The following is a 22896-nucleotide window of genomic DNA, read 5'->3' on the forward strand; positions in this document are numbered from 1 at the left end:
ATAATGACGGGTAAACGTAGAGGGACGCCTCAAAAAAACGGAACATTTTCAGAATCAGTTAAACAATCATTTGCAATTTTACAACAAGAATTAGGAGTTCAATTTAAAAATCCGGAACTTCTTTATCAATCATTTACGCATTCATCTTATGTGAATGAGCATCGACGCAAATTTTACACGGACAATGAGCGACTTGAATTTTTAGGTGACGCGGTCCTTGAACTGTCTGTCTCTCAGTATTTATTTCAAAAGTTTACTGCCATGAGTGAAGGTGAGTTGACAAAATTACGTGCAGCGATTGTATGTGAACCGTCACTCGTATTATTTGCGAATGAATTGAACTTTGGGAAATATGTACTTTTAGGTAAGGGAGAAGAAGTTACAGGTGGACGAGAACGTCCTGCACTACTTGCAGACGTCTTTGAATCTTATGTGGGTGCCCTTTATTTAGATCAAGGCTTACAACCTGTTGTAACGTTTTTAGAGAAAGTAGTCTTTCCGAAAGTCGAAACCGGTGCTTTTTCGCATGTGATGGATTATAAGAGTCAATTGCAAGAAATGGTTCAACAAACAAACAACGGTACCTTAAGCTATGAAATCATAGAAGAAAAAGGACCCGCCCATAACCGTACGTTTGTTTCTAGTGTTCGATTAGGAAACAACGAACTAGGTATTGGCAACGGCAAGTCTAAAAAAGAAGCTGAACAACAAGCCGCACAAGTAGCGATTGTTCACTTAAAAGAACATGCTACAAGCAGACAGGAGGGCTAATTTTGTTCCTGAAACGACTTGAAGTTATTGGATTTAAATCGTTTGCGGATCGAGTTGGTATCGATTTTGTACCTGGAGTAACCGCGGTTGTTGGTCCTAACGGTAGTGGGAAAAGTAATGTAACAGATGCTATTCGATGGGTTCTCGGTGAACAATCAGCAAAATCTCTTCGTGGAGCCAAAATGGAAGATGTGATTTTTGCGGGTAGTGATTCTAGAAAACCACTTAACTTTGCAGAAGTCACACTCATACTCGACAACTCAGATCAGCGATTGCCTTTAGATTATAATGAAATAAGTGTTACAAGACGCGTGTTTCGTTCTGGAGATAGCGATTATTTATTAAATAAACAATCTTGTAGATTGAAAGATATTACAGATTTGTTTATGGATTCAGGATTAGGCAAAGAAGCCTTTTCTATTATTTCACAAGGACGAGTAGACGAGATTTTAAATAGTCGTCCTGAAGACCGTCGTTCGATTTTTGAAGAAGCAGCTGGCGTTCTTAAATACAAATTGCGTAAAAAGAAAGCCGAGAATAAACTCTTTGAAACAGATGACAATCTTCATCGCGTGTTGGATATACTACATGAGTTAGATGATCGTATGGAGCCGCTTCAAATGCAAGCGTCTGCGGCCACTGATTATTTGCGTATGTCTGAAGAACTAAAAGACGTGGATCTCAAGTTAATTGCGTTTGATTTAACAAGCGTAAACAAACGGTTAACTGAAGTAATGTTAGAAGTGGACATTTTCAAGCAACAAGAAAAGGAACTTGAAAATGTCATAGGGAATATGGAACTTGAGATGCAAACAGTTCGAGGTCAATTGGCAAAGCAAGATCGTTTAATTGATGAGTCTCAAGAGTCATTAGTTGAAGCAAGTTCAGAACTGGAACGCTGGGATGGCCGCAAGCAATTAATGGCTGAAAAACGTCAAAATAAGGATCAACAAATTGAAAAATTAAAATCGACAATTGTTGATCTCGAAGAAGACAAAGTCCAATTAACGAACCAGTTGGAACTTAAGCAAATGATTGCGACAAAAAGTAAAGCTGAACTCCGAACTGTTCAAAATGAAGTGAAACAATTAGATCATTTATTAAAACAAACAAGTGCTGAAATTGAAGTCGAAATAGAAGATTATAAATCAACTTACATTGAATTGTTGAATGAAGAAGCAACTGTTAAAAATGAGTTGAAACATTTAGATCAACAACTTCTTCAGCAAGATGAATTTAAAGGTAAGAAAACGAATGAATATAAACAAATTACTGCTGATTTAGCGGAAGTTGAAGAACAAAAGAATCAAGTGGAACAACAGCTTTTACAAATTCGTCGTTCTTTAAATGAAAAATTGACTTACTACAAAGATCTTCAACAAACGTTTTCAAAAGAGAAAGATGAACTTGAATCTAAACAATCGATGTTGTATCAAGCTTATCAGCATCAACAACAATTAAAAGCACGAAAAGAGTCGCTAGAAGCACTTGAAGCCGATTTTTCTGGCTTCTTCCAAGGTGTAAAAGAAGTGTTAGTTGCGCGTGAAAAGGGTCAGCTTACAGGGATAACTGGAGCGGTAGCGGAACTTATTCAAGTTAAAGCTTCTTACGCAAAAGCACTGGAAACTGCTCTAGGTGGTGCGATGCAACATATTGTCACTGATACGGATCAAGATGCAAGAAAAGCAATTGCCTTTTTAAAGACTAAACGTTCTGGACGTGCTACCTTCTTACCTAAAACAGTGATGAAGTCGAGAAAAATTCAACCTGATGCTTTGCGAGGTATTACGAGTCATCCATCATTCATTCAAACGGCTGATGAACTCGTTTCTTTTGATCAATCTTCGAAATCCATCGTGGAAAATTTACTTGGTAATGTAATTGTCGTAAAAGATTTAGAAGGTGCATCCCAGATTGCGAAGTCTATTCAATATCGGTACCGAGTAGTGACGCTAGATGGTGATATTATTAATGCCGGTGGTTCATTAACTGGTGGATTTACGAAACAGCAATCTTCTGTATTCTCGAGAAAAGCTGAATTAGATGAATTATCACTAAAACTATCTGGAATGGATCAAACCATTCACACGGCTGAAAATCAAGTATCTACATTAAAAATGGCGATTGATAAGCAAGTTGTCTTACTTGAAAGTATGAAAATTGAAGGTGAAGAAAGTAGAGCGCAAGAATTAGAACTTAGTTCAACTTCACGTGAACTTGAAGCCGCTTTTAAACGTCTAAAGGAACGTGCCTTTATTTCAAATTCTGAGGCCATGGACGTGACGACTCGTCATAAACAAGCTGTAGAGAAAAAAGAACACGCCCATAAACGTCTTTTTGAATTAAAAGAAGAGTTGGGTAAAATCAACGAAACGATTAATCGTTTAACGAATCTTAAATCTAAAAACTTAAGTGATCGAGATCAATTAACTGAACAAATGGCTGAGCTCCGTTCAAGGCAGGCTGTATTAACTGAACAATTGAAAGTTGCAGAACTAACTGTTGCTGAAATCCAAGAGAGCATTGGAAAAATGACGCATAAGCTTGATCATGCTACGAAAGAAATGCAATGGTATCTAAATGGTGATAATCAAATGGGTCCAACACCTATTGAGATAGACCAGAACTTGAACGACTGGACGAACAAGAAAAAAACCCTTGTAGGGCTTATTGCGAAAAGTAAAGAAAAACGTACGCAAACTAACAACCAACTCCAACAAGTGGAGCTACAATTGAAGAAAAATGAACATTTACACAAACAGCAATTGGATGGACTACGAGCTGCTGAAGTGAAGATGAATCGATTTGACGTGGAGCAATCTACACTTCATTCACAATTGGAAGAAAACTATCATGTTACAATCGATGAAATAGAACTTCCGAATATGGAAACGTTTGAAGAAGAAGGATCACGTAAAAAAGTCAAGTTACTTAAACAGTCAATTGAAGAATTAGGTTCAGTAAATGTATCTTCAATTGAAGAGTTTGAACGTGTTTCAGAACGGCATTCGTTTTTAACTGAGCAGCGTCAAGATTTAATGGATGCGAAAGAAACGTTACATGAAGCCATCAAAGAAATGGATGAGGAAATGACGTTGCGTTTCAGTGATACTTTCCATGCGATTCGTGCTCAATTTGGACGAGTATTCAGAGAATTATTTGGTGGTGGCCAAGCTGATTTACTATTAACTGATCCTGCGAATATGCTTGAAACTGGTATCGAAATCATCGCTCAACCACCAGGGAAGAAAAGACAAAACTTAAGTTTACTGTCGGGTGGAGAGCGAGCTTTGACTGCGATCGCCTTGTTATTTGCCATTTTGAATATACGTCCCGTACCGTTTTGCATTCTGGATGAAGTCGAAGCAGCACTTGATGAATCGAATGTCGTTCGCTATAGTCAGTACTTGAAAAAGTTTAGTCATGATACACAATTTATCGTCATTACTCATCGTAAAGGCACGATGGAAGGTGCCGATGTCTTGTATGGTATTACTATGCAAGAATCAGGAATTTCCAAATTAGTATCCGTAAAAATGCAAGAAGATCAACCGACACTTGTCGCACAAGGGAGCGAAAGAGCTTGAGTTTCTTTAAAAAGATGAAAGAAAAATTATCAGGAACGAGTGAATCGGTTTCTGTTTCTGAAAAGTTTAAAGATGGATTATCAAAAACTCGTAATCAATTTACATCGAAAGTAAATGATTTAGTTGCAAAATACCGCAAAGTTGATGAAGATTTCTTTGAAGAGTTAGAAGATTTATTACTTCAAGCCGATGTTGGTGTAGATACGGTAATGGAACTAATGGATGCATTGCGCTTTGAGGTGAAACGTAAGAATATTAAAGATACTGCTGGTATACAATCCGTTATTTCTGAGAAATTAGTCGAGATTTATGAATCTGGTGAGGAAGAATTTAACGGACTTGCTATTCAAGAATCTGGCTTAACGGTTATTTTATTTGTAGGTGTTAATGGTGTTGGAAAAACAACGACTATTGGTAAATTAGCACATCGCTTAAAACAACAAGGGAAAACGGTGATGTTAGCTGCTGGTGATACATTCCGTGCAGGCGCGATTGAACAGTTGCAAGTTTGTGGAGATCGTGTAGGTGTTGACGTCATCAAGCAATCTGAAGGTTCAGATCCTGCAGCGGTTATGTACGATGCTGTTCGTGCAGCAAAAAGCCGAGGTGTAGATGTATTGATTTGTGATACTGCTGGGCGTTTGCAAAATAAAGTGAATCTGATGAATGAGTTACAAAAAGTTCACCGTGTAATTGAACGTGAAGTGCCAGGCGCACCACATGAGGTATTACTTGCTTTAGACGCGACTACAGGACAAAATGCATTGATACAAGCACAAGCATTTAAAGAAGCTACAAACGTAACAGGAATTGTCTTAACGAAGCTAGACGGTACTGCAAAAGGTGGAATAGTGTTAGCGATTCGCAACAAGCTACATATTCCGGTTAAGTTTGTTGGTTTAGGTGAGAAAATGGATGATTTACAACCTTTTGATACTGAAAAGTATGTATATGGATTGTTTGCTGAAGGTTTAGAACAAGAAGAAGCTAATGAATTGAACTAGACAAGTAAAAATACTTGACGCATCATGAGTTGCTAGATATGATACAAGTAGAACACTGTAGGTGGGAGAGATCATGATGCTACTTGAAAAAACGACACGCATGAACTTCCTTTTTGATTTTTATCAGTCATTACTGACAGATAAGCAAAGAAGTTATATGCATCTCTATTATCTAGATGATCACTCACTTGGAGAAATAGCGCACGAATATGAAATTTCTAGACAAGCTGTCTATGATAATATTCGCCGCACAGAAGCCATGTTAGAAGAGTATGAAGATAAACTACGCTTATTTGAAAAATTTCAGCAGCGCCAAGTTGTAATGGATCAGTTACAACAAGTAATACAGGCGGAACCTGTCAATAAAGAGCTAGCATTTGATTTGATTGTGATGCTAAAAGAATCGGATTAGGAGGCGGCATGCATGGCATTTGAAGGATTAGCCGAGCGGCTGCAAGGAACCATCCAACGCATTAAAGGTAAAGGTAAAGTTTCCGAAGCAGACGTTAAAGAAATGATGAGAGAAGTTCGTTTTGCTTTAATCGAAGCAGACGTTAACTTAAAAGTCGTCAAAGAATTCGTTAAAAAAGTAAGTGAACGTGCTGTGGGCGTGGATGTCATGAAGAGTTTGACACCGGGTCAACAAGTTATCAAAATCGTAAAAGATGAGTTAACTGAATTAATGGGTGGCGAACAAAGCCCAATTCAATTTTCTAAAAAACCACCTACCGTTATTATGATGGTTGGTTTACAAGGTGCTGGTAAAACCACCACTACTGGTAAACTAGCGAACCTTTTACGTAAAAAGCACAACCGAAATCCCTTATTAGTTGCAGCAGATATTTATCGTCCTGCTGCTATTCAACAGTTACAAACGATTGGAAAGCAATTATCTCTTCCTGTATTTTCAATGGGGACAGATGTTTCTCCAGTCGAAATTGTACGTCAAGCACTTGAGAAATCAAAAGAAGATCATAATGATGTAGTCATCATTGATACGGCTGGACGTTTGCACATCGATGAAGTGTTAATGCAAGAATTGAAAGATATCCGTGCATTAAAGGAACCCGATGAAGTGTTCTTAGTTGTTGACTCTATGACGGGTCAAGATGCTGTAAACGTAGCACAAAGTTTCAACGAAGCTATTGGCATTACAGGAGTTGTATTAACAAAGCTTGATGGTGATACACGTGGTGGTGCCGCATTATCTATCCGTTCAGTAGCTCAAAAACCGATTAAATTTGTCGGAATGGGTGAAAAAATGGATGCGCTTGAACCTTTCCACCCAGAACGTATGGCTTCTCGAATCCTTGGGATGGGTGACATGTTGTCACTGATTGAGAAAGCTCAAGAAAATGTCGATGAAGAAAAGGCAAAAGAGCTTGAAGAGAAGTTTAGAACGCAAAGCTTTACATTTGACGACTTTATTGAACAACTGAATCAAGTGAAAAAAATGGGCCCTCTTGAGGACATCATTAAAATGCTACCTGGTGCAGGAAAAATTAAAGGATTAGAAAATGCCAAAGTGGATGAAAAGCAGATGAGTCGTGTGGAGGCTATAATTTATGCCATGACTCCTCAAGAAAAAACGACACCTGATATCATTAGTTCAAGTCGTAAGAAACGAATTGCAAAAGGATCGGGAACAACAATTCAAGATGTCAATCGATTACTAAAACAATTTGAAGACATGAAGAAAATGATGAAACAAATGTCGGGCATGCAACAAAAAGGCAAAAAGAAGATGAAAATGCCTGGTTTAGACTCTCTTTTTAAATAATTTTCTCGTTAAATTTTAAGGTGTTAAGAAAAAACACTTTACAAACAAATCAATCCTTGATAATATACTATCTTGTGTGAAACTATTCGGAGGTGCTATTAAACATGGCAGTTAAAATTCGCTTAAAACGTATGGGAGCTAAAAAGTCTCCTTTCTATCGTATTGTTGTTGCTGACGCTCGTGCTCCACGTGACGGCCGTCAAATCGAAACAGTTGGTACTTACAACCCATTAACAAAACCAGCTGAAGTTAAGATCAATGAAGAACTAGCTTTAAAATGGTTATCAAATGGTGCTAAACCATCTGATACAGTTCGTAACTTGTTCTCTGATCAAGGTATCATGGAGAAACACCATATCGCAAAAAACGCTAAGTAATCGGGGGCAGCATAATGAAGCAGCTGATTGAAACAATTGTTAAACCATTAGTTGATTATCCGGATGATGTTCGTGTTGAACTTGACGAAAATACAAACCGTATTGTCTACAAACTTTCTGTCCATGCTGAAGATATGGGGAAAGTAATTGGTAAGCAAGGACGTGTGGCGAAAGCGATTCGTACCATTGTTTATTCAGCAGCAAGCAGCCACCATAACAAAAAGACGTATGTCGATATTTTAGATTGATCAAAAAAGGAAGGAGCTCACAGTTCCTTCCTTTTTTGTACCGTTAAAAGAGTAAATTTGCGGCGAGCGCAGATTTACGATAAACATCAATATTCTATAAAAAGCTTTTTTAGAAATCAGGGAATCTGCCCCCTTTCCGCGGAAGAACAGGCAAGCCTCCACACTCGTACCTCAGCACGGGGGTCTTGCCAGCCAAGATTATGTCAAAGGAACTTTGACCATAATCTTGGCGACGAAGCTAGCGTAGCGATACAACGCACTTTCATGTTTCGAAGCTAGCGTAGTGATGCAGAAACAGGAGCACGGGTTTTTAGGGTTTCCGCGGTAAGTCGCATATTCTCTTATTATCCTAAAAACAATTTAATTGAGCTTTATGAAAAGCTATGTTAAAGAATGCTGTTCATATTGAAGATCAATTGAAATAGTACATTTGCGACGAGTAACCGCAGGAGCGGCTCTATGAAGAATGAGACCCATAAGTATGTGGTTTTCATACTTGTTGGCTCATACGGAACGTGCGGCAAGCTCGGCAAGCGCAAATGAACGATTAACAAGAGTATAATTAATAGAGCCTTTAATAGGAGTGATTTCAATGGAATGGTATAACGTAGGTAAGATTGTTAATACACACGGAATTCGTGGTGAGGTTCGAGTGATTTCAAGTACGGACTTCCCGGAAGAGCGATATGCAGTTGGTAACAAACTTTCATTATTTCAAGAAGGAAAGAAAACGCCATTAGTATTAACAGTGGCTACTCATCGCCAACACAAAAATTTTGACCTTTTGACATTTGAAGGGTACTTGACAATTGAAATGGTGGAAGCTTTCCGAGGTGGTATCTTGAAAGTTTCTGAAAATCAATTAACTGATTTAGAGGGTAATGAATTTTATTTCCATGAAATCATGGGATGTACTGTTTTTGGTATTGATGGTCAAAAAATTGGTGTAGTAACTGATATTTTACAAACAGGAGCAAATGATGTTTGGACTGTTACGCCTGAAAAAGGTAAAGCCCATTACATTCCTTACATTGAAGATGTAGTTAAAGAAGTCGATATTGATGGAAAGAAAATCGTTATTGACGTATTGGATGGCTTATTGTCATGATGCATATTCATGTGTTGTCGTTGTTTCCGGCTATGTTCGAAGGCGTCTTTGGATCATCGATTTTAAAAAAAGCACAGGAAAAGCAGGCTGTTTCATTAGAGGTAACCGATTTTCGCGCGTATTCAGGCAATAAACATAGCCAGGTAGACGATTACCCTTATGGCGGGGGAGCAGGTATGGTATTAAAGCCAGAGCCCTTATTCCAAGCCGTAGAGGCTATATCTACCACCACGACAAAACCAAGAATTATTTTAATGTGTCCACAGGGTGAGCGCTTTACTCAAGCAAAAGCAGAAGAACTAGCTCAAGAAGAAGAGTTGATTTTTTTGTGTGGTCATTACGAGGGATATGATGAACGGGTTCGCGAACATTTGGTTACAGACGAAATTTCAATTGGTGATTTTGTTTTAACAGGCGGAGAACTTGGAGCAATGACGGTAATTGATAGTGTCGTTCGTTTACTACCAGGAGTCCTCGGTAACGGAGATTCTCCGCTACAGGATTCATTTTCAACTGGGTTACTTGAACATCCGCACTTTACAAGACCTTCAGAATTCAGAGGATTAAAGGTCCCTGATGTGTTGTTATCAGGTAATCATGCACTTATTGATCAATGGCGTCGTGAGCAATCTTTATATCGGACATGGAGTAGACGTCCTGATTTGTTACACAATACGGAATTATCAGCGAGTGAACAAAAGAAAATTGCTCAGTGGGAGCAAGAAGTAAAGAAATAATTTGTCTTGCTAACTACGGGGAGTTGTGGTATCATCTATTCTGTACTTCCTTTGTGAAGTGCCGAATTACGGTGTTCCGCTGCAGCCATAGTCGTTGGCAAGAGCATCTGTCTAAGGAGAGAAAACTATGCAAAACATTATTACAGAAATCACTAAAGAACAACTTCGTACGGATCTTCCTGAATTCCGTCCTGGTGACACAGTACGTGTTCACGTTAAGGTAGTAGAGGGAACTCGCGAACGTATCCAAATGTATGAAGGTGTAGTAATTAAACGTCGTGGTGGCGGAGTAAGTTCAACATTTACAGTTCGTAAGATTTCTTACGGAGTAGGTGTAGAGCGTACATTCCCAGTACACACACCAAAAATTGCACAATTAGAAGTCCTACGTCGTGGTAAAGTACGTCGTGCGAAATTGTATTACCTACGTGATTTACGTGGTAAAGCAGCTCGTATTAAAGAAGCGCGCTACTAATAGTCTAATCAGAAAGAGAGCTTGGCAATCAAGCTCTCTTTCTTTTTGCTTGTCATTAATAATACTTGTACAATTAAACTAATTGAAGCAAGGAGGCAACAACATGGAACAAACTAAAAAAGAGAAGAATGAGTTTTGGGAATGGTCAAAAGCATTGCTCATCGCTTTTGGACTAGCCTGGCTGATACGTTTTTTTCTATTTACACCAATAGTTGTAGATGGAGAATCGATGATGCCAACACTTGAAGATGGCGATCGTATGATTGTCAACAAAATTGGCTACGAAGTCGGAGAACCTGATCGATTTGATATCGTCGTGTTCCATGCGCCTGAAGAAAAAGATTACATAAAACGAGTAATCGGATTGCCAGGAGATCATGTTGCATATAAAAATGATCAGTTGTATATAAATGGAGAACCATTACCTGAACCTTATTTAGATGTAAAAAAAGAAGAAATTATTGAAGGTGCATTAACGGAAGATTTCACACTTGAAGATTACACGGAAGTGTCAGTAATCCCTGAAGGATATGTGTTTGTCATGGGTGATAATCGTAGATATAGTAAAGACAGTCGAATGATTGGATTAGTTTCAATGGAGGAAATAATTGGCAGTACAAGTGTTATTTTCTGGCCACCAAATGAAATTGGACTTGTCCAGTAACAATGGAGGAGATTAAAACATGACCATACAATGGTTTCCGGGTCATATGGCGAAAGCTCGCCGAGAAGTTACAGAAAAATTAAAATTAGTTGATATAATTTTTGAATTAATTGACGCTAGGTTACCGTTATCGTCAAGAAATCCAATGATAGACGAAGTTATCGGACAAAAGACAAGGTTATTAATATTGAATAAAGCTGATATGGCAGATGATTTTAAAACGAAGGCATGGATTCGCTATTTTGAAGAGCGTGGTCATCGTGCAGTCGCAATCAACTCATTTGAAGGCAAAGGCTTGCAACAAGTAACTAACGCTGCCACTGAACTATTAGCTGAAAAATGGGAGCGTATGGTTTCTCGTGGGATTAAACCTCGTGCGATACGAGCGATGATTGTTGGGATTCCAAACGTAGGGAAATCTACATTAATCAATCGTTTAGCTAAGAAAAATCTCGCGAAAACAGGAAATACTCCTGGGATAACGAAAGCTCAACAATGGATTAAAGTAGGGAAAGAACTTGAGTTATTAGATACACCAGGTATTTTATGGCCAAAGTTTGAAGACCAATCAGTTGGTTATAAATTAGCGCTAACTGGAGCCATCAAAGACACCATTATTAATATGGAAGATTTGGCTGTATATGGCTTGCATTTTCTAGCTGATCATTATCCTAAACGCATGGAAGAACGCTATAAACTTACTGAAGTTGATGAAGATTTAGTGAAAACCTTCGATCACATTGGAAAGCTTAGACGTGCGATTGGAAATGGTGGAGAAATCGATTATGAAAAAGTTGCAGAACTCATCGTACGCGATATTCGTGGTCAACATCTCGGGAAATTAACTTTTGATATTGTAGAAGAGATGTCTACAACTACAGAACAATAACCTTTTTCGCCTTCGGGTGAGAAAGGTTTTTTCATGATACATAATTTAGAGGTGAAAAGTATGGACACTATCAAAACGATTGCTGAAAAACTTAAACAAACGTCTCAGCCGAATGAATGGACGAATAAGTTGACGGAAGATCATCGTGCTGGAGTTTTAAAGTTAATTGCTTCATGGCAAAAAAAGCTAGAGCAAGAAAAAAAGATACAAATGATTCACGATGAGAAAATCCGTTTCGACGAAAGTTTTAAACAACAAGAAACGGACTTAGTTGCTGGCATTGATGAAGCGGGGAGAGGACCTCTTGCTGGGCCAGTCGTGACAGCGGCAGTCATTTTCAATGAATACCCAAGTGAATTAATTGGCATTAATGACTCCAAACTACTATCACAATTTAAAAGAGAAAATTACGCAGAAATCATCAAAAAACATGCGATTGCTTACTATGTACATATTCAATCTGTTGAACAAATTGATGCATTAAATATTTATCAAGCAACTAAATCTTCGATGATGTTAGCTGTAGAACATTTACCCATTCAACCTCAGGTGCTTTTAGTCGATGCCATGACACTGCCGACTGACATTGTACAACATTCGATAATTAAAGGTGACGCGAAAAGTTTAGCCATAGCCGCTGCATCGATTTTAGCCAAAACAACGCGTGATAATTTAATGAACGAATTCGACAAAATTTACCCACAATATCACTTTGTAAAAAATGCGGGTTACGGCACACCTGAGCATTTATCAGCGTTAGAGCAGTTTGGAGCAACAAAAATTCATCGAAAATCCTTCGAACCTATAAAGTCTATGATTCGATAAGAATTCCGAATATTTGATGTATAGCGCAAAATAATAGACTTATGTGGACATTGTTTGACAGGTTTTATACAATGGTTAAGGTAGTAAATTACTTGTTTAAAGTTTGATTGGAGGATGTAATATGAATATCCATGAATATCAAGGTAAACAACTCCTCAGACAATACGGTGTTGCAGTATCTACAGGCTTAGTTGCTTTTTCTCCAGAAGAAGCTGTTAAGGCTGCTAAAGAACTTGGCACTGATGTTGTTGTGGTTAAAGCTCAAATCCACGCAGGTGGTCGTGGTAAAGCAGGCGGTGTTAAAATCGCGAAGAACTTAGATGAGGTTCGTGCATACGCAAAAGAACTTCTTGGTAAAACGCTTGTTACTCATCAAACAGGTCCAGAAGGTAAAGAAATTAAGCGTCTTCTTGTTGAAGAAGGATGCGACATTAAAAAAGAATACTACTTAGGTTTAGTTCTTGACCGCGCAACTGCTCGTGTAACTCTTATGGGTTCAGAAGAAGGCGGAATGGATATTGAAGAAGTAGCAGAAGCAACTCCTGAAAAAATCTTCAAAGAAATCATTGATCCAGTTGTTGGATTAACAGGATTCCAAGCACGTCGTATGGCTTTCAATATGAACATTCCAGCTAATTTAGTAAACAAAGCTGCTAAATTCATGCTTGGTCTATACCAAGTATTTATTGAAAAAGATGCAGCAATCGTAGAGATTAACCCACTAGTAGTAACAGGTGGTGGAGATGTAATGGCTCTTGACGCGAAGTTTAACTTCGATGCAAATGCTTTATATCGTCATAAAGACATCTTAGAATTACGTGATTTCGACGAAGAAGATGCAAAAGAAATTGAAGCATCAAAATATGACCTTAGCTATATCTCTTTAGATGGAAACATCGGATGTATGGTAAACGGTGCTGGACTAGCTATGGCAACAATGGACACAATTAGCTACTACGGCGGATCACCCGCAAACTTCCTTGACGTTGGGGGCGGTGCGACAGCTGAGAAAGTAACTGAAGCATTCAAAATCATCCTTTCAGACAAAAATGTTAAAGGTATCTTCGTTAACATCTTTGGTGGAATTATGAAGTGTGACGTTATCGCTGAAGGCGTAATCACAGCTGCGAAAGAAGTAGGATTACAAGTACCATTAGTTGTTCGTTTAGAAGGAACAAACGTGGATCTTGGTAAGAAATTATTAAATGAATCTGGCTTAAACATTGTTGCGGCTGGCTCTATGGCTGATGGCGCGCAAAAAATTGTTGAACTTGTAGGCTAAGAAAGGCAGGGACAAAAGATGAGCGTATATATTAATAAAGATACGAAAGTACTCGTACAAGGTATCACGGGTTCAACTGCTCTTTTCCATACAAAACAAATGCTTGAGTATGGCACGAAAATCGTTGCTGGTGTTACACCAGGAAAAGGCGGTACTGAAGCTGAAGGCGTACCTGTTTTTAATACTGTAGAAGAAGCTGTGAAAGCAACTGGCGCTAACGTGTCTGTTATTTATGTTCCAGCACCATTCGCTGCAGATGCTATTTTAGAAGCTGTAGATGCTGAATTAGATATGGCGATTTGTATTACTGAACATATTCCTGTTCTTGATATGGTAAAAGTAAAACGCTATATGGAAGGCAAGAAAACACGTTTAGTCGGACCTAACTGCCCAGGCGTTATCACTCCTGACGAATGTAAAATTGGTATTATGCCAGGATACATTCACAAAAAAGGTCATGTAGGAGTAGTTTCACGTTCTGGAACACTTACTTATGAAGCAGTACACCAACTTTCTCAAGAAGGTATTGGACAAAGTACAGCTGTAGGTATTGGTGGAGATCCAGTAAACGGAACTGACTTTATCGATGCTTTAATGGCATTCAATGAAGATCCAGATACGTATGCTGTAGTTATGATTGGTGAAATCGGCGGAACTGCAGAAGAAGAAGCAGCAGAGTGGATTCAAGCTAACATGACGAAGCCAGTAGTAGGATTTATTGGTGGACAAACTGCTCCAGAAGGTAAGCGTATGGGCCATGCCGGTGCGATTATTTCTGGCGGTAAAGGTACAGCAGCTGACAAAATCAAAGCGATGAATGCAGCTGGCATGGAAGTTGCCGAAACACCATCAGTTATTGGTGAAACTTTAATCAAAGTGATTAAAGAAAAAGGCTTATACGATCAATGTAAAACTCATTAATCAATAAAAAAGCGGCACATCGTTCGGTGTGTCGCTTCTTTTTAAAGAAAAAAGAATTCTTAATATTTAGTGATCTTTAGTTTTAGTAGAGTTAAGTGTTTTATATTACCTAATAAGGAGGAAACGTATGGTCAATCAATCATTTCACCAACGCTTACTAGCACTTCATTATGTCTTACCCATTCCATTAAATCGCTTGGAGCCCCTACTTCAAGTTGATCCGGATCTAGCAAAATGTGAACGTATGGACATCTACCAATTATCCCGTCTGTTAAAACTTACTCATGAGCGAGCAAGAAAGTTTAAAGACGCTTTTGTAAAAGCGCTTGGAACCCCCCTTATTCAAGCGTACATCACGAATAACATTACACCACTCCCATTTAATCATCCCAACTATCCGAAACAATTAAGCACACTGTATGACCCACCGACCATCCTGTACGCAAAAGGCCGATTGGATTACTTGTTAATGGATTACCATATTGCAGTAATCGGAGCCAGAGATGCGACAGAGTATTCGAAAGAAGCCATGTCGTTCATATTGCCGCCCCTTGTAAAAAACGATGTAGTTATTGTAAGTGGACTCGCCAAAGGAGCTGACGCAATGGCTCACCAATTTACACATGAATTAGGAGGGAAGACCATTGGTGTCTTAGGTCATGGTCATTTTCACCAATATCCAAAAGAGAATTCTGCTCTTTATGAGATAATGGAAAAACATCATTTAACATTATCTGAATATCCACCATATGTGACGCCACAGAAGTGGTATTTTCCTATGCGTAATCGCTTAATTAGTGGCCTTTCTCATGCGGTCGTCGTGACAGAAGCCAAACAAAAAAGTGGAACAGTTAGTACACTGCAACATGCTTTAGATAATGGCAAAGATGTCTTTTGTGTTCCAGGTCCTATTACATCACTATTGTCTCTTGGACCAAATCAGTCACTCCTCGAAGGGGCAAAACCAGTGTGGAATGGGTATCAAATCATTGATGAATTGCAAGGCATTACATCTCGAAAATGACTTAGAAATGAAAAATGGTTGCAATATACTAGAAACTGTTATACATTTTGCAACAGGTATTTCTTTTATTGATTTATAAGGAACCTCTATGAGGAGGCACATACATGTCGGATTATTTAGTGATTGTGGAATCGCCAGCCAAAGCGAAAACGATTGAACGATACCTTGGCAAAAAATACAAAGTGAAAGCATCACTTGGTCATGTTCGTGATTTACCACGTAGTCAAATGGGTGTAGATGTAGAAAATGACTATACGCCAAAATACATTACGATACGTGGTAAAGGTCCAGTAATGCAGGAACTAAAAACAGCAGCCAAAAAAGCGAAGAAAATTTATCTCGCGGCTGACCCGGATCGCGAAGGTGAAGCAATTGCTTGGCATCTCGCGAACTCATTGAATATTGATATTGAATCAGATTGTCGCGTAGTTTTTAATGAAATTACGAAAGAAGCGATTAAAGAATCTTTTAAGAATCCTCGCCCGATAGATATGGACTTAGTGGATGCACAACAAGCTCGACGAATTTTAGATCGACTAGTTGGTTACAACATCAGTCCAATACTATGGAAGAAAGTCAAAAAAGGACTTTCTGCTGGACGAGTTCAATCGGTGGCACTGCGACTGGTTATTGACCGTGAAAATGAAATCAAAAATTTCCAACCAGAAGAATACTGGACAATTGATGGAAACTTTGAAAAAGGCAAAAAAGCTTTTGACGCGCTCTATTTTGGTAATGGTGCTGAAAAAATCAAGTTGACCAACGAAGCACAAGTTAACGAGATTCTTAGCCACTTAAAAGGTGACAAGTTTGAAGTAACAAGTGTAATTAAAAAAGAACGCAAACGAAATCCTGCACCATCATTTACAACATCTTCTCTACAACAAGAAGCAGCCAGAAAATTAAACTTCCGTGCTAGAAAAACAATGATGCTTGCTCAGCAACTATATGAAGGATTAAGTATTGGTAAAGAAGGAATCGTTGGATTAATTACCTATATGCGTACAGATTCTACTCGTATCTCAGATACGGCTAAAAAAGATGCGCACTCTTATATAGAAGGAGAATATGGGAAAGAATTTGTGACCACTTCGACAGCTCCAGTGAAGCAATCAAAGAAATCACAAGATGCACATGAAGCGATTCGTCCTACAAGTGTACTGCGTTCTCCCGAACAGCTTAAATCTATTCTTTCAAAAGATTTATTCCGTTTATATAAGCTGATTTGGGAACGCTTCTTAGCTAGCCAAATGTCATCAGCAGTACTGGATACCGTTACCATCGATTTAACAAATGAGAACGTTGTTTTCCGTGCGAATGGTTCACAAGTGAAATTCCCTGGTTTCATGAAGTTATATGTAGAAGGCAATGATGATCAGGTTGAAGAAAAAGATCGTATATTACCCGAAATGGAAAAAGGCGATTTCGTAAAGAAAATTGAAATTGAACCGAAACAACATTTCACTCAACCACCTCCAAGATACTCAGAAGCACGTCTTGTTAAGACCTTAGAAGAGTTAGGCATCGGTCGACCATCAACATATGCGCCAACTCTTGATACAATCCAAAAGCGTGGTTATGTAACACTCGATGCAAAACGTTTTATACCTACCGAACTAGGTGGCATTGTCCATCAACTTGTATTGGAGTTCTTCCCAGACATTATTGATATTGAGTTTACAGCTCAGATGGAAAGAGATTTGGACAGTGTTGAAGAAGGACAAGAAAAATGGGTTCATATTATCGATAAATTCTACTTAGACTTTGAAAAACATGTTACACATGCAGACAAAGAAATGGAAAAAGTCGTTATTAAAGACGAACCTGCAGGTGAAGATTGCGAAAAATGTGGTTCTCCAATGGTCTTTAAATTAGGTCGTTATGGGAAATTTATGGCATGTAGCAATTTTCCAGAATGTCGTAACACAAAAGCGATTGTGAAAAATATCGGTGTTACGTGTCCAACTTGTAAAGAAGGCGAAGTCGTTGAACGTAAGAGTAAAACGAAACGTATTTTTTACGGCTGTGACCAATACCCAACGTGTGAATTTGTATCATGGGATAAACCACTTAGTCGTCCATGTCCAAAATGTAGCGAATTACTAGTTGAGAAAAAGCTGAAAAAAGGTATTCAAATTCAATGTACCGCATGCGATTATAAAGAAGATACGCAAGCGTAAAAAAAAAAGCGCAGCCCTAGTCCAGCTTTGGAAGACAGAAAGGCGAATATTCGCGTTTCTTAAAAGATAGTAAAGTTTATAATTTTAGTCCCATAAATCCAGTGTTTCAGGTGTTTTGGACAAAAAGATTGATTCATAAATATTGATGATTTTCGTTTCAGGCGGACGCTTTCCGCGGGGCGGGCGGTGAGCCTCCTCGGTCGCTTCGCGATCTGCGGGGGCTCATCTGTCCCGCTGATCCCGCTGGAAAGATAATGGACGAACTGTCATTCGTCCATTATCTTTGCGACGAGTAACCGCAGGAGCAGATGCTTTTCCCGCCGCCTTCCACTACAATCCCTGAAGTGAGTAGTAACCAACAAGAAAATCTATCAATTGCTTATAGCTAAGACACGAATGATTCTAAGTTAAGCTAGAGATTGAACCAACCTATAGTCGTAGTTGCCATCTCTATTAGTTGATTGAAGCGCAGGTGGCGACTTCTGCGGGAAAAGCATGAGCTGAAGACCCCGCAGGAGCACATGTTTTTGCAGTGACGAGGAGACTGAAGCAATGCCCGCGAAAAGCGCCCAACGTAGCGGAAATCAACAGGAAGAAAGTAAATATCTATAAAAGTTTAAACTTTCTTAGATAAAAAAAGAGAAAGTTGGTGTAGAAATTGACAATCGTCAATGTAATTGGAGCAGGCCTTGCTGGAAGTGAAGCCGCGTGGCAAATCGCAAAAAGAGGTGTTCGTGTTCGACTTTTCGAAATGCGTCCAGTCAAACAAACACCTGCACACCACACGGACAAATTCGCTGAGCTTGTTTGCTCAAATTCTTTACGTGCCAACACATTAACTAATGCAGTCGGCGTTATTAAAGAAGAAATGAGAATGTTGGATTCGGTAATAATGAAAGCGGCAGATCAATGTGCTGTACCAGCGGGAGGCGCATTGGCTGTGGACCGTCATGAATTTGCCGGTTATGTAACAGAGAATGTGAAAAACCATCCCCTTGTGGAAGTGATTAATGAAGAAGTAACTGAAATTCCTGAAGGGATTACGATTATTGCGACAGGACCTTTAACTTCTCCAGCTTTAGCAGAACAAATTCAACAACTAACAGGTCAAGATTACTTGTACTTTTATGATGCTGCAGCACCTATTGTTGAAAAGGACAGTATCGATATGGATAAGGTGTATGTTAAGTCTCGCTATGACAAAGGGGAAGCGGCCTACATTAATTGTCCGATGACAGAAGAGCAATTTGACCGTTTTTATGAGGCTTTGATATCTGCTGAAGTCGTTCCATTAAAAGAATTTGAAAAAGAAATATATTTTGAAGGCTGTATGCCGTTTGAAGTAATGGCTGAACGAGGGAAGAAGACCTTACTATTTGGCCCTATGAAGCCTGTAGGTCTAGAAGATCCTAAAACTGGAAAAGTACCATTTGCCGTTGTTCAGTTGAGACAAGATGATGCAGCAGGCACTTTATATAACATTGTTGGTTTTCAGACACATTTAAAATGGGGACCGCAAAAAGAAGTTTTGAAATTAATTCCGGGACTCGAGAATGTTGAAATCGTGCGATACGGAGTGATGCATCGCAACACTTTCATCAATTCACCACGTGTTTTAAAACCTACATACCAACTTAAAACAAATGATCAATTGTTCTTTGCGGGACAAATGACAGGTGTTGAAGGATATGTTGAATCAGCTGGAAGTGGCTTGTTAGCAGGCATTAATGCTGCAAAGTTGGCGCTTGGCGAAGAGTTATTAGTATTCCCTGAGGAAACAGCATTAGGTAGCATGGCACGATACATTACTGAAGCAGATCCACGGAATTTCCAACCGATGAACGTTAACTTCGGTTTATTCCCTGAATTACCAAAACGTTACAAATTAAAGGAAAAGCGCGGGGAAAAGCAAGCTGAACGAGCACTAGGCACAATTCGAAATTTTATGAATTTACAATCGATATAATTGCTGAAAGCCTCTAGTTATTGTTATAATCTAGAGGCTTTTTATTTTGACATAATAAAATTCACAAAAGATACATGGTGCTAGTGTTTCACTGCTTGTGCTCCTTGGCTACTTCAGTCTTTATGCTTTTACAATTTGGAGGTGAACACACATGTCTCCGTCTGAAGCTTTATCTCAATTTAAAAGCTACATTCAACTTGAAAAAAATTATTCAGAACACACTGTTCGTGAATATGAATCAGATCTACTCTACTTTTTCGAATTCTTACAATCCGAAGGAATAAAAAGTCTACATGACGTTGAATATATACACGCGAGGCTATATGTCACAAAACTGTACGATGAATCTCTTTCACGTACCTCGATTTCAAGAAAAATCTCAGCGATTCGTTCATTCTTTAAGTTTGGTAACCGTGAATACGGTTTAAAAGAGGATGCCTTTCGCTCGTTATATCATCCTAAAAAAGAGGAACGGCTTCCTCATTTTTTTTATGAAGAAGAATTACAACTAATATTTCAGGCAACGGAAGGCGACGATCATATGTCACTTCGTAACCGTGCAATACTTGAACTGTTGTATGCTACAGGAATTCGTGTAAGTGAATTAACGTCATTAGAAGAGCGGGATATTGATAATCGTCTTGGCATCTTACGTGTAATGGGTAAGGGTCGAAAAGAGAGATATGTGCCGTATGGTCAATTTGCTCAAGATGCATTGGAACACTATATGGAATTGGCGCGTCCTAAGTTAATGAAACATTCTAACCACAGTTTCGTATTTGCAAATATGCGTGGCATGCCATTGACTCCTCGGGGTGTAAGATATATACTGAGCGACTTGGTAAAGAAAGCAGCGTTGCACACGAAAATTTATCCACATATGTTGCGACATACATTTGCAACTCATTTGCTAAATAACGGTGCAGACTTGCGAACAGTGCAAGAATTATTAGGACATAGTCATTTATCTTCAACGCAAGTTTATACACATGTAACGAAAGAACATTTACGAAAAACTTATATGAATGCACATCCTAGAGCATAATAAAGGGATGAGCTAAACGAGAGGTGAACATCTTGGGAGAAATACATGCAACCACGATATTTGCAATTCAGCATAAAGGGAAATCTGCGATGGCTGGAGATGGTCAAGTTACATTAGGCAATCAAGTCGTTATGAAACATACAGCAAAAAAAGTTAGACGTCTTTACAATGGTCAAGTACTTGCCGGTTTTGCTGGTTCAGTTGCGGACGCGTTTACTTTATTTGAAATGTTTGAAGCGAAATTGATGGAGTATGATGGTAACTTACAGAGAGCCGCTGTCGAACTTGCGCAACAATGGCGAGGCGACAAAATGTTACGTAGACTTGAAGCGATGTTGCTTGTTATGAATGAAGAGACTTTATTATTAGTATCTGGAACGGGTGAAGTGATTGAGCCAGATGATGGGATATTAGCCATAGGTTCTGGTGGGAATTTTGCTTTAGCTGCCGGACGCGCATTAAAACAATATGCTGGTGAAACAATGAATGCAAAAGAAATTGCTAATGCCGCGTTAACTACTGCAGCAGATATTTGTGTATTTACAAATCATCAAATTATTGTGGAGGCGTTGAATGAATGACTAAACAACAATTGACACCAAAGCAAATAACTGAGCACTTAGATCGTTTTATCGTCGGACAAAAAGAAGCTAAAAAATCTGTAGCAGTAGCTTTACGTAATCGCTATCGCAGAAGTTTGTTATCTGCAGACATGAAAAATGAAGTGATTCCTAAAAACATTCTGATGATAGGTCCTACTGGGGTGGGTAAAACTGAAATTGCGAGAAGAATTGCAAAGTTAAATAACGCACCGTTTATCAAAGTAGAAGCAACCAAGTTCACAGAAGTCGGCTATGTCGGGCGTGACGTAGAATCAATGGTTCGTGATTTAACAGAAGCTGCCGTTCGTATTGTCAAAGAAGAAATGACTGAAGGCGTTAAAGATCAAGCCGAGCGTTTAGCTAATGATGCTATTGTTCGTTTGCTTGTACCGTCTTTGAAAAAGAAACAGAATGCTCAAAATCCATTTGAAATGATATTTGGACAAAAAGCAGAAACAGAAGAACCGGCAACCGATGATACAGAAGTTCGTCTAAAGAGATCCCAAATTGCAGAAGATTTGAGAGATGGTAAACTTGAAAACGAATGGGTAAACGTAGAAGTAACCGAACAAAGTCCTTCTATGTTTGACGCTTTCCAAGGATCAGGAATGGAGAGCATGGGGCAAAATATGCAGGATGCTTTATCAAACTTAATGCCAAAGAAAAAGAAAAAGAGACGTTTACAAGTTAAAGATGCTCGTCGAGTATTGACGATTGAAGAAGCAAGTAAATTAATTGATTCTGAAGAAATGGCTCAAAAGTCAGTTGAACGCGCAGAACAAACTGGTATTATATTTATTGATGAAATTGATAAGATTGCAAGTAAAGGTGGCAGTGGTTCATCTGCAGATGTTTCTCGTGAAGGTGTTCAACGTGATATCCTGCCAATCGTAGAAGGTTCAACTGTGCAAACAAAATATGGTGCTGTAAAAACGGATTATATGTTGTTCATTGCAGCTGGAGCTTTTCATACTGCAAAACCATCTGATTTAATTCCTGAATTACAAGGTCGTTTTCCAGTTCGCGTTGAACTTGAGAAATTGACCAAAGAAGATTTTGTTCGTATTTTGAAAGAACCAGATCACTCATTAATTCGCCAATATAAAGCATTACTTGATACTGAGGGTGTAACATTAGACTTCACGGATAGTGCGATTGAGCGAATTGCTGAAATTGCTACGGAAGTAAATCAAGAGACGGATAATATCGGAGCACGTCGTTTGCATACGATTTTAGAAAAGTTATTAGAAGAGCTTTCATTTGAAGCTTCTGATATTTCTCCGGCACATATCGACATTACAGCGACATATGTCGACCAAAAACTCGGAAATATCGTAAAAAACAAGGATTTGTCACAATTTATTTTGTGATTTAAATTTTTTCTATATCCAAAACAATTAAAAACCTTTAG

General features: G+C 38.7%; 21 protein-coding genes. All 21 read left to right on the forward strand.

Features of this window, described 5'->3' with window-relative positions:
• Positions 1-3 precede the first annotated feature (3 nt).
• The 21 genes from rnc (at position 4) to hslU (ending at position 22855) form a co-directional block, all read left to right on the forward strand.
• Positions 4-771, forward strand: coding sequence for a ribonuclease III (rnc, locus tag WBG45_RS14435; protein WP_424415644.1), 768 nt, complete (start codon positions 4-6; stop codon positions 769-771).
• A gap of 2 nt (positions 772-773) precedes the next feature.
• A complete protein-coding gene (gene smc, locus WBG45_RS14440) occupies positions 774-4358 on the forward strand; it encodes a chromosome segregation protein SMC (RefSeq protein WP_424415646.1) in 3585 nt (1194 codons plus the stop codon).
• A complete protein-coding gene (gene ftsY / locus WBG45_RS14445) occupies positions 4355-5362 on the forward strand; it encodes a signal recognition particle-docking protein FtsY (RefSeq protein WP_424415648.1) in 1008 nt (335 codons plus the stop codon). The genes smc and ftsY overlap by 4 nt, the downstream gene beginning before the upstream one ends.
• 76 nt (positions 5363-5438) lie before the next feature.
• Entirely contained in the window at positions 5439-5774 is a 336-nt protein-coding gene (locus WBG45_RS14450; protein WP_024535025.1) for a putative DNA-binding protein, read from the forward strand.
• Positions 5775-5786: 12 nt separating this feature from the next.
• Positions 5787-7142, forward strand: coding sequence for a signal recognition particle protein (ffh, locus tag WBG45_RS14455; protein ID WP_024535024.1), 1356 nt, complete (start codon positions 5787-5789; stop codon positions 7140-7142).
• Between the two features lie 104 nt (positions 7143-7246).
• A complete protein-coding gene (gene rpsP, locus WBG45_RS14460) occupies positions 7247-7519 on the forward strand; it encodes a 30S ribosomal protein S16 (RefSeq protein ID WP_024535023.1) in 273 nt (90 codons plus the stop codon).
• Between the two features lie 14 nt (positions 7520-7533).
• Positions 7534-7767: a KH domain-containing protein gene (locus WBG45_RS14465; protein ID WP_024535022.1), complete on the forward strand. Its 234-nt coding sequence runs from the start codon at positions 7534-7536 to the stop codon at positions 7765-7767.
• Positions 7768-8359: 592 nt separating this feature from the next.
• Positions 8360-8875 (forward strand): ribosome maturation factor RimM, encoded by a 516-nt coding sequence (gene rimM, locus WBG45_RS14470; protein ID WP_424415651.1) that lies wholly within the window; start codon positions 8360-8362, stop codon positions 8873-8875.
• Positions 8875-9612: a tRNA (guanosine(37)-N1)-methyltransferase TrmD gene (gene trmD, locus WBG45_RS14475; RefSeq protein ID WP_424416000.1), complete on the forward strand. Its 738-nt coding sequence runs from the start codon at positions 8875-8877 to the stop codon at positions 9610-9612. The genes rimM and trmD overlap by 1 nt, the downstream gene beginning before the upstream one ends.
• Before the next feature lie 127 nt (positions 9613-9739).
• Positions 9740-10087 carry a 50S ribosomal protein L19 gene (rplS, locus tag WBG45_RS14480; protein ID WP_424415652.1) on the forward strand — a complete coding sequence of 116 codons (348 nt, stop codon included), beginning with the start codon at positions 9740-9742 and terminating at the stop codon, positions 10085-10087.
• 103 nt (positions 10088-10190) lie between these two features.
• Positions 10191-10751 (forward strand): signal peptidase I, encoded by a 561-nt coding sequence (gene lepB, locus WBG45_RS14485; protein ID WP_424415654.1) that lies wholly within the window; start codon positions 10191-10193, stop codon positions 10749-10751.
• A gap of 19 nt (positions 10752-10770) precedes the next feature.
• Positions 10771-11640 carry a ribosome biogenesis GTPase YlqF gene (gene ylqF / locus WBG45_RS14490; RefSeq protein WP_024535017.1) on the forward strand — a complete coding sequence of 290 codons (870 nt, stop codon included), beginning with the start codon at positions 10771-10773 and terminating at the stop codon, positions 11638-11640.
• 60 nt (positions 11641-11700) lie between these two features.
• A complete protein-coding gene (locus WBG45_RS14495; RefSeq protein ID WP_424415656.1) occupies positions 11701-12465 on the forward strand; it encodes a ribonuclease HII in 765 nt (254 codons plus the stop codon).
• Between the two features lie 121 nt (positions 12466-12586).
• Positions 12587-13747, forward strand: a complete 1161-nt coding sequence (sucC, locus tag WBG45_RS14500) for an ADP-forming succinate--CoA ligase subunit beta (RefSeq protein WP_024535015.1) — start codon at positions 12587-12589, stop codon at positions 13745-13747.
• A gap of 18 nt (positions 13748-13765) precedes the next feature.
• Positions 13766-14668: a succinate--CoA ligase subunit alpha gene (gene sucD, locus WBG45_RS14505; RefSeq protein ID WP_024535014.1), complete on the forward strand. Its 903-nt coding sequence runs from the start codon at positions 13766-13768 to the stop codon at positions 14666-14668.
• 127 nt (positions 14669-14795) lie between these two features.
• Positions 14796-15692, forward strand: coding sequence for a DNA-processing protein DprA (gene dprA / locus WBG45_RS14510; protein ID WP_424415659.1), 897 nt, complete (start codon positions 14796-14798; stop codon positions 15690-15692).
• A gap of 104 nt (positions 15693-15796) precedes the next feature.
• On the forward strand, positions 15797-17872 hold the full coding sequence (topA, locus tag WBG45_RS14515) for a type I DNA topoisomerase (protein WP_424415661.1): 2076 nt from the start codon (positions 15797-15799) through the stop codon (positions 17870-17872).
• Between the two features lie 658 nt (positions 17873-18530).
• Complete coding sequence (trmFO, locus tag WBG45_RS14520; RefSeq protein ID WP_424415663.1) at positions 18531-19838, forward strand: FADH(2)-oxidizing methylenetetrahydrofolate--tRNA-(uracil(54)-C(5))-methyltransferase TrmFO; 1308 nt, start codon at positions 18531-18533, stop codon at positions 19836-19838.
• 151 nt (positions 19839-19989) lie between these two features.
• Positions 19990-20883 carry a tyrosine recombinase XerC gene (gene xerC, locus WBG45_RS14525; protein WP_424415665.1) on the forward strand — a complete coding sequence of 298 codons (894 nt, stop codon included), beginning with the start codon at positions 19990-19992 and terminating at the stop codon, positions 20881-20883.
• Between the two features lie 32 nt (positions 20884-20915).
• Positions 20916-21464, forward strand: coding sequence for an ATP-dependent protease subunit HslV (hslV, locus tag WBG45_RS14530; RefSeq protein WP_424415667.1), 549 nt, complete (start codon positions 20916-20918; stop codon positions 21462-21464).
• Positions 21461-22855, forward strand: coding sequence for an HslU--HslV peptidase ATPase subunit (gene hslU / locus WBG45_RS14535; RefSeq protein WP_024535008.1), 1395 nt, complete (start codon positions 21461-21463; stop codon positions 22853-22855). Before hslV ends, hslU begins: the two co-directional genes overlap by 4 nt.
• The last annotated feature ends 41 nt before the right edge of the window (positions 22856-22896 follow it).

It is taken from the genome of Paenisporosarcina sp., from assembly GCF_049671445.1.
Taxonomy (GTDB): domain Bacteria; phylum Bacillota; class Bacilli; order Bacillales_A; family Planococcaceae; genus Paenisporosarcina.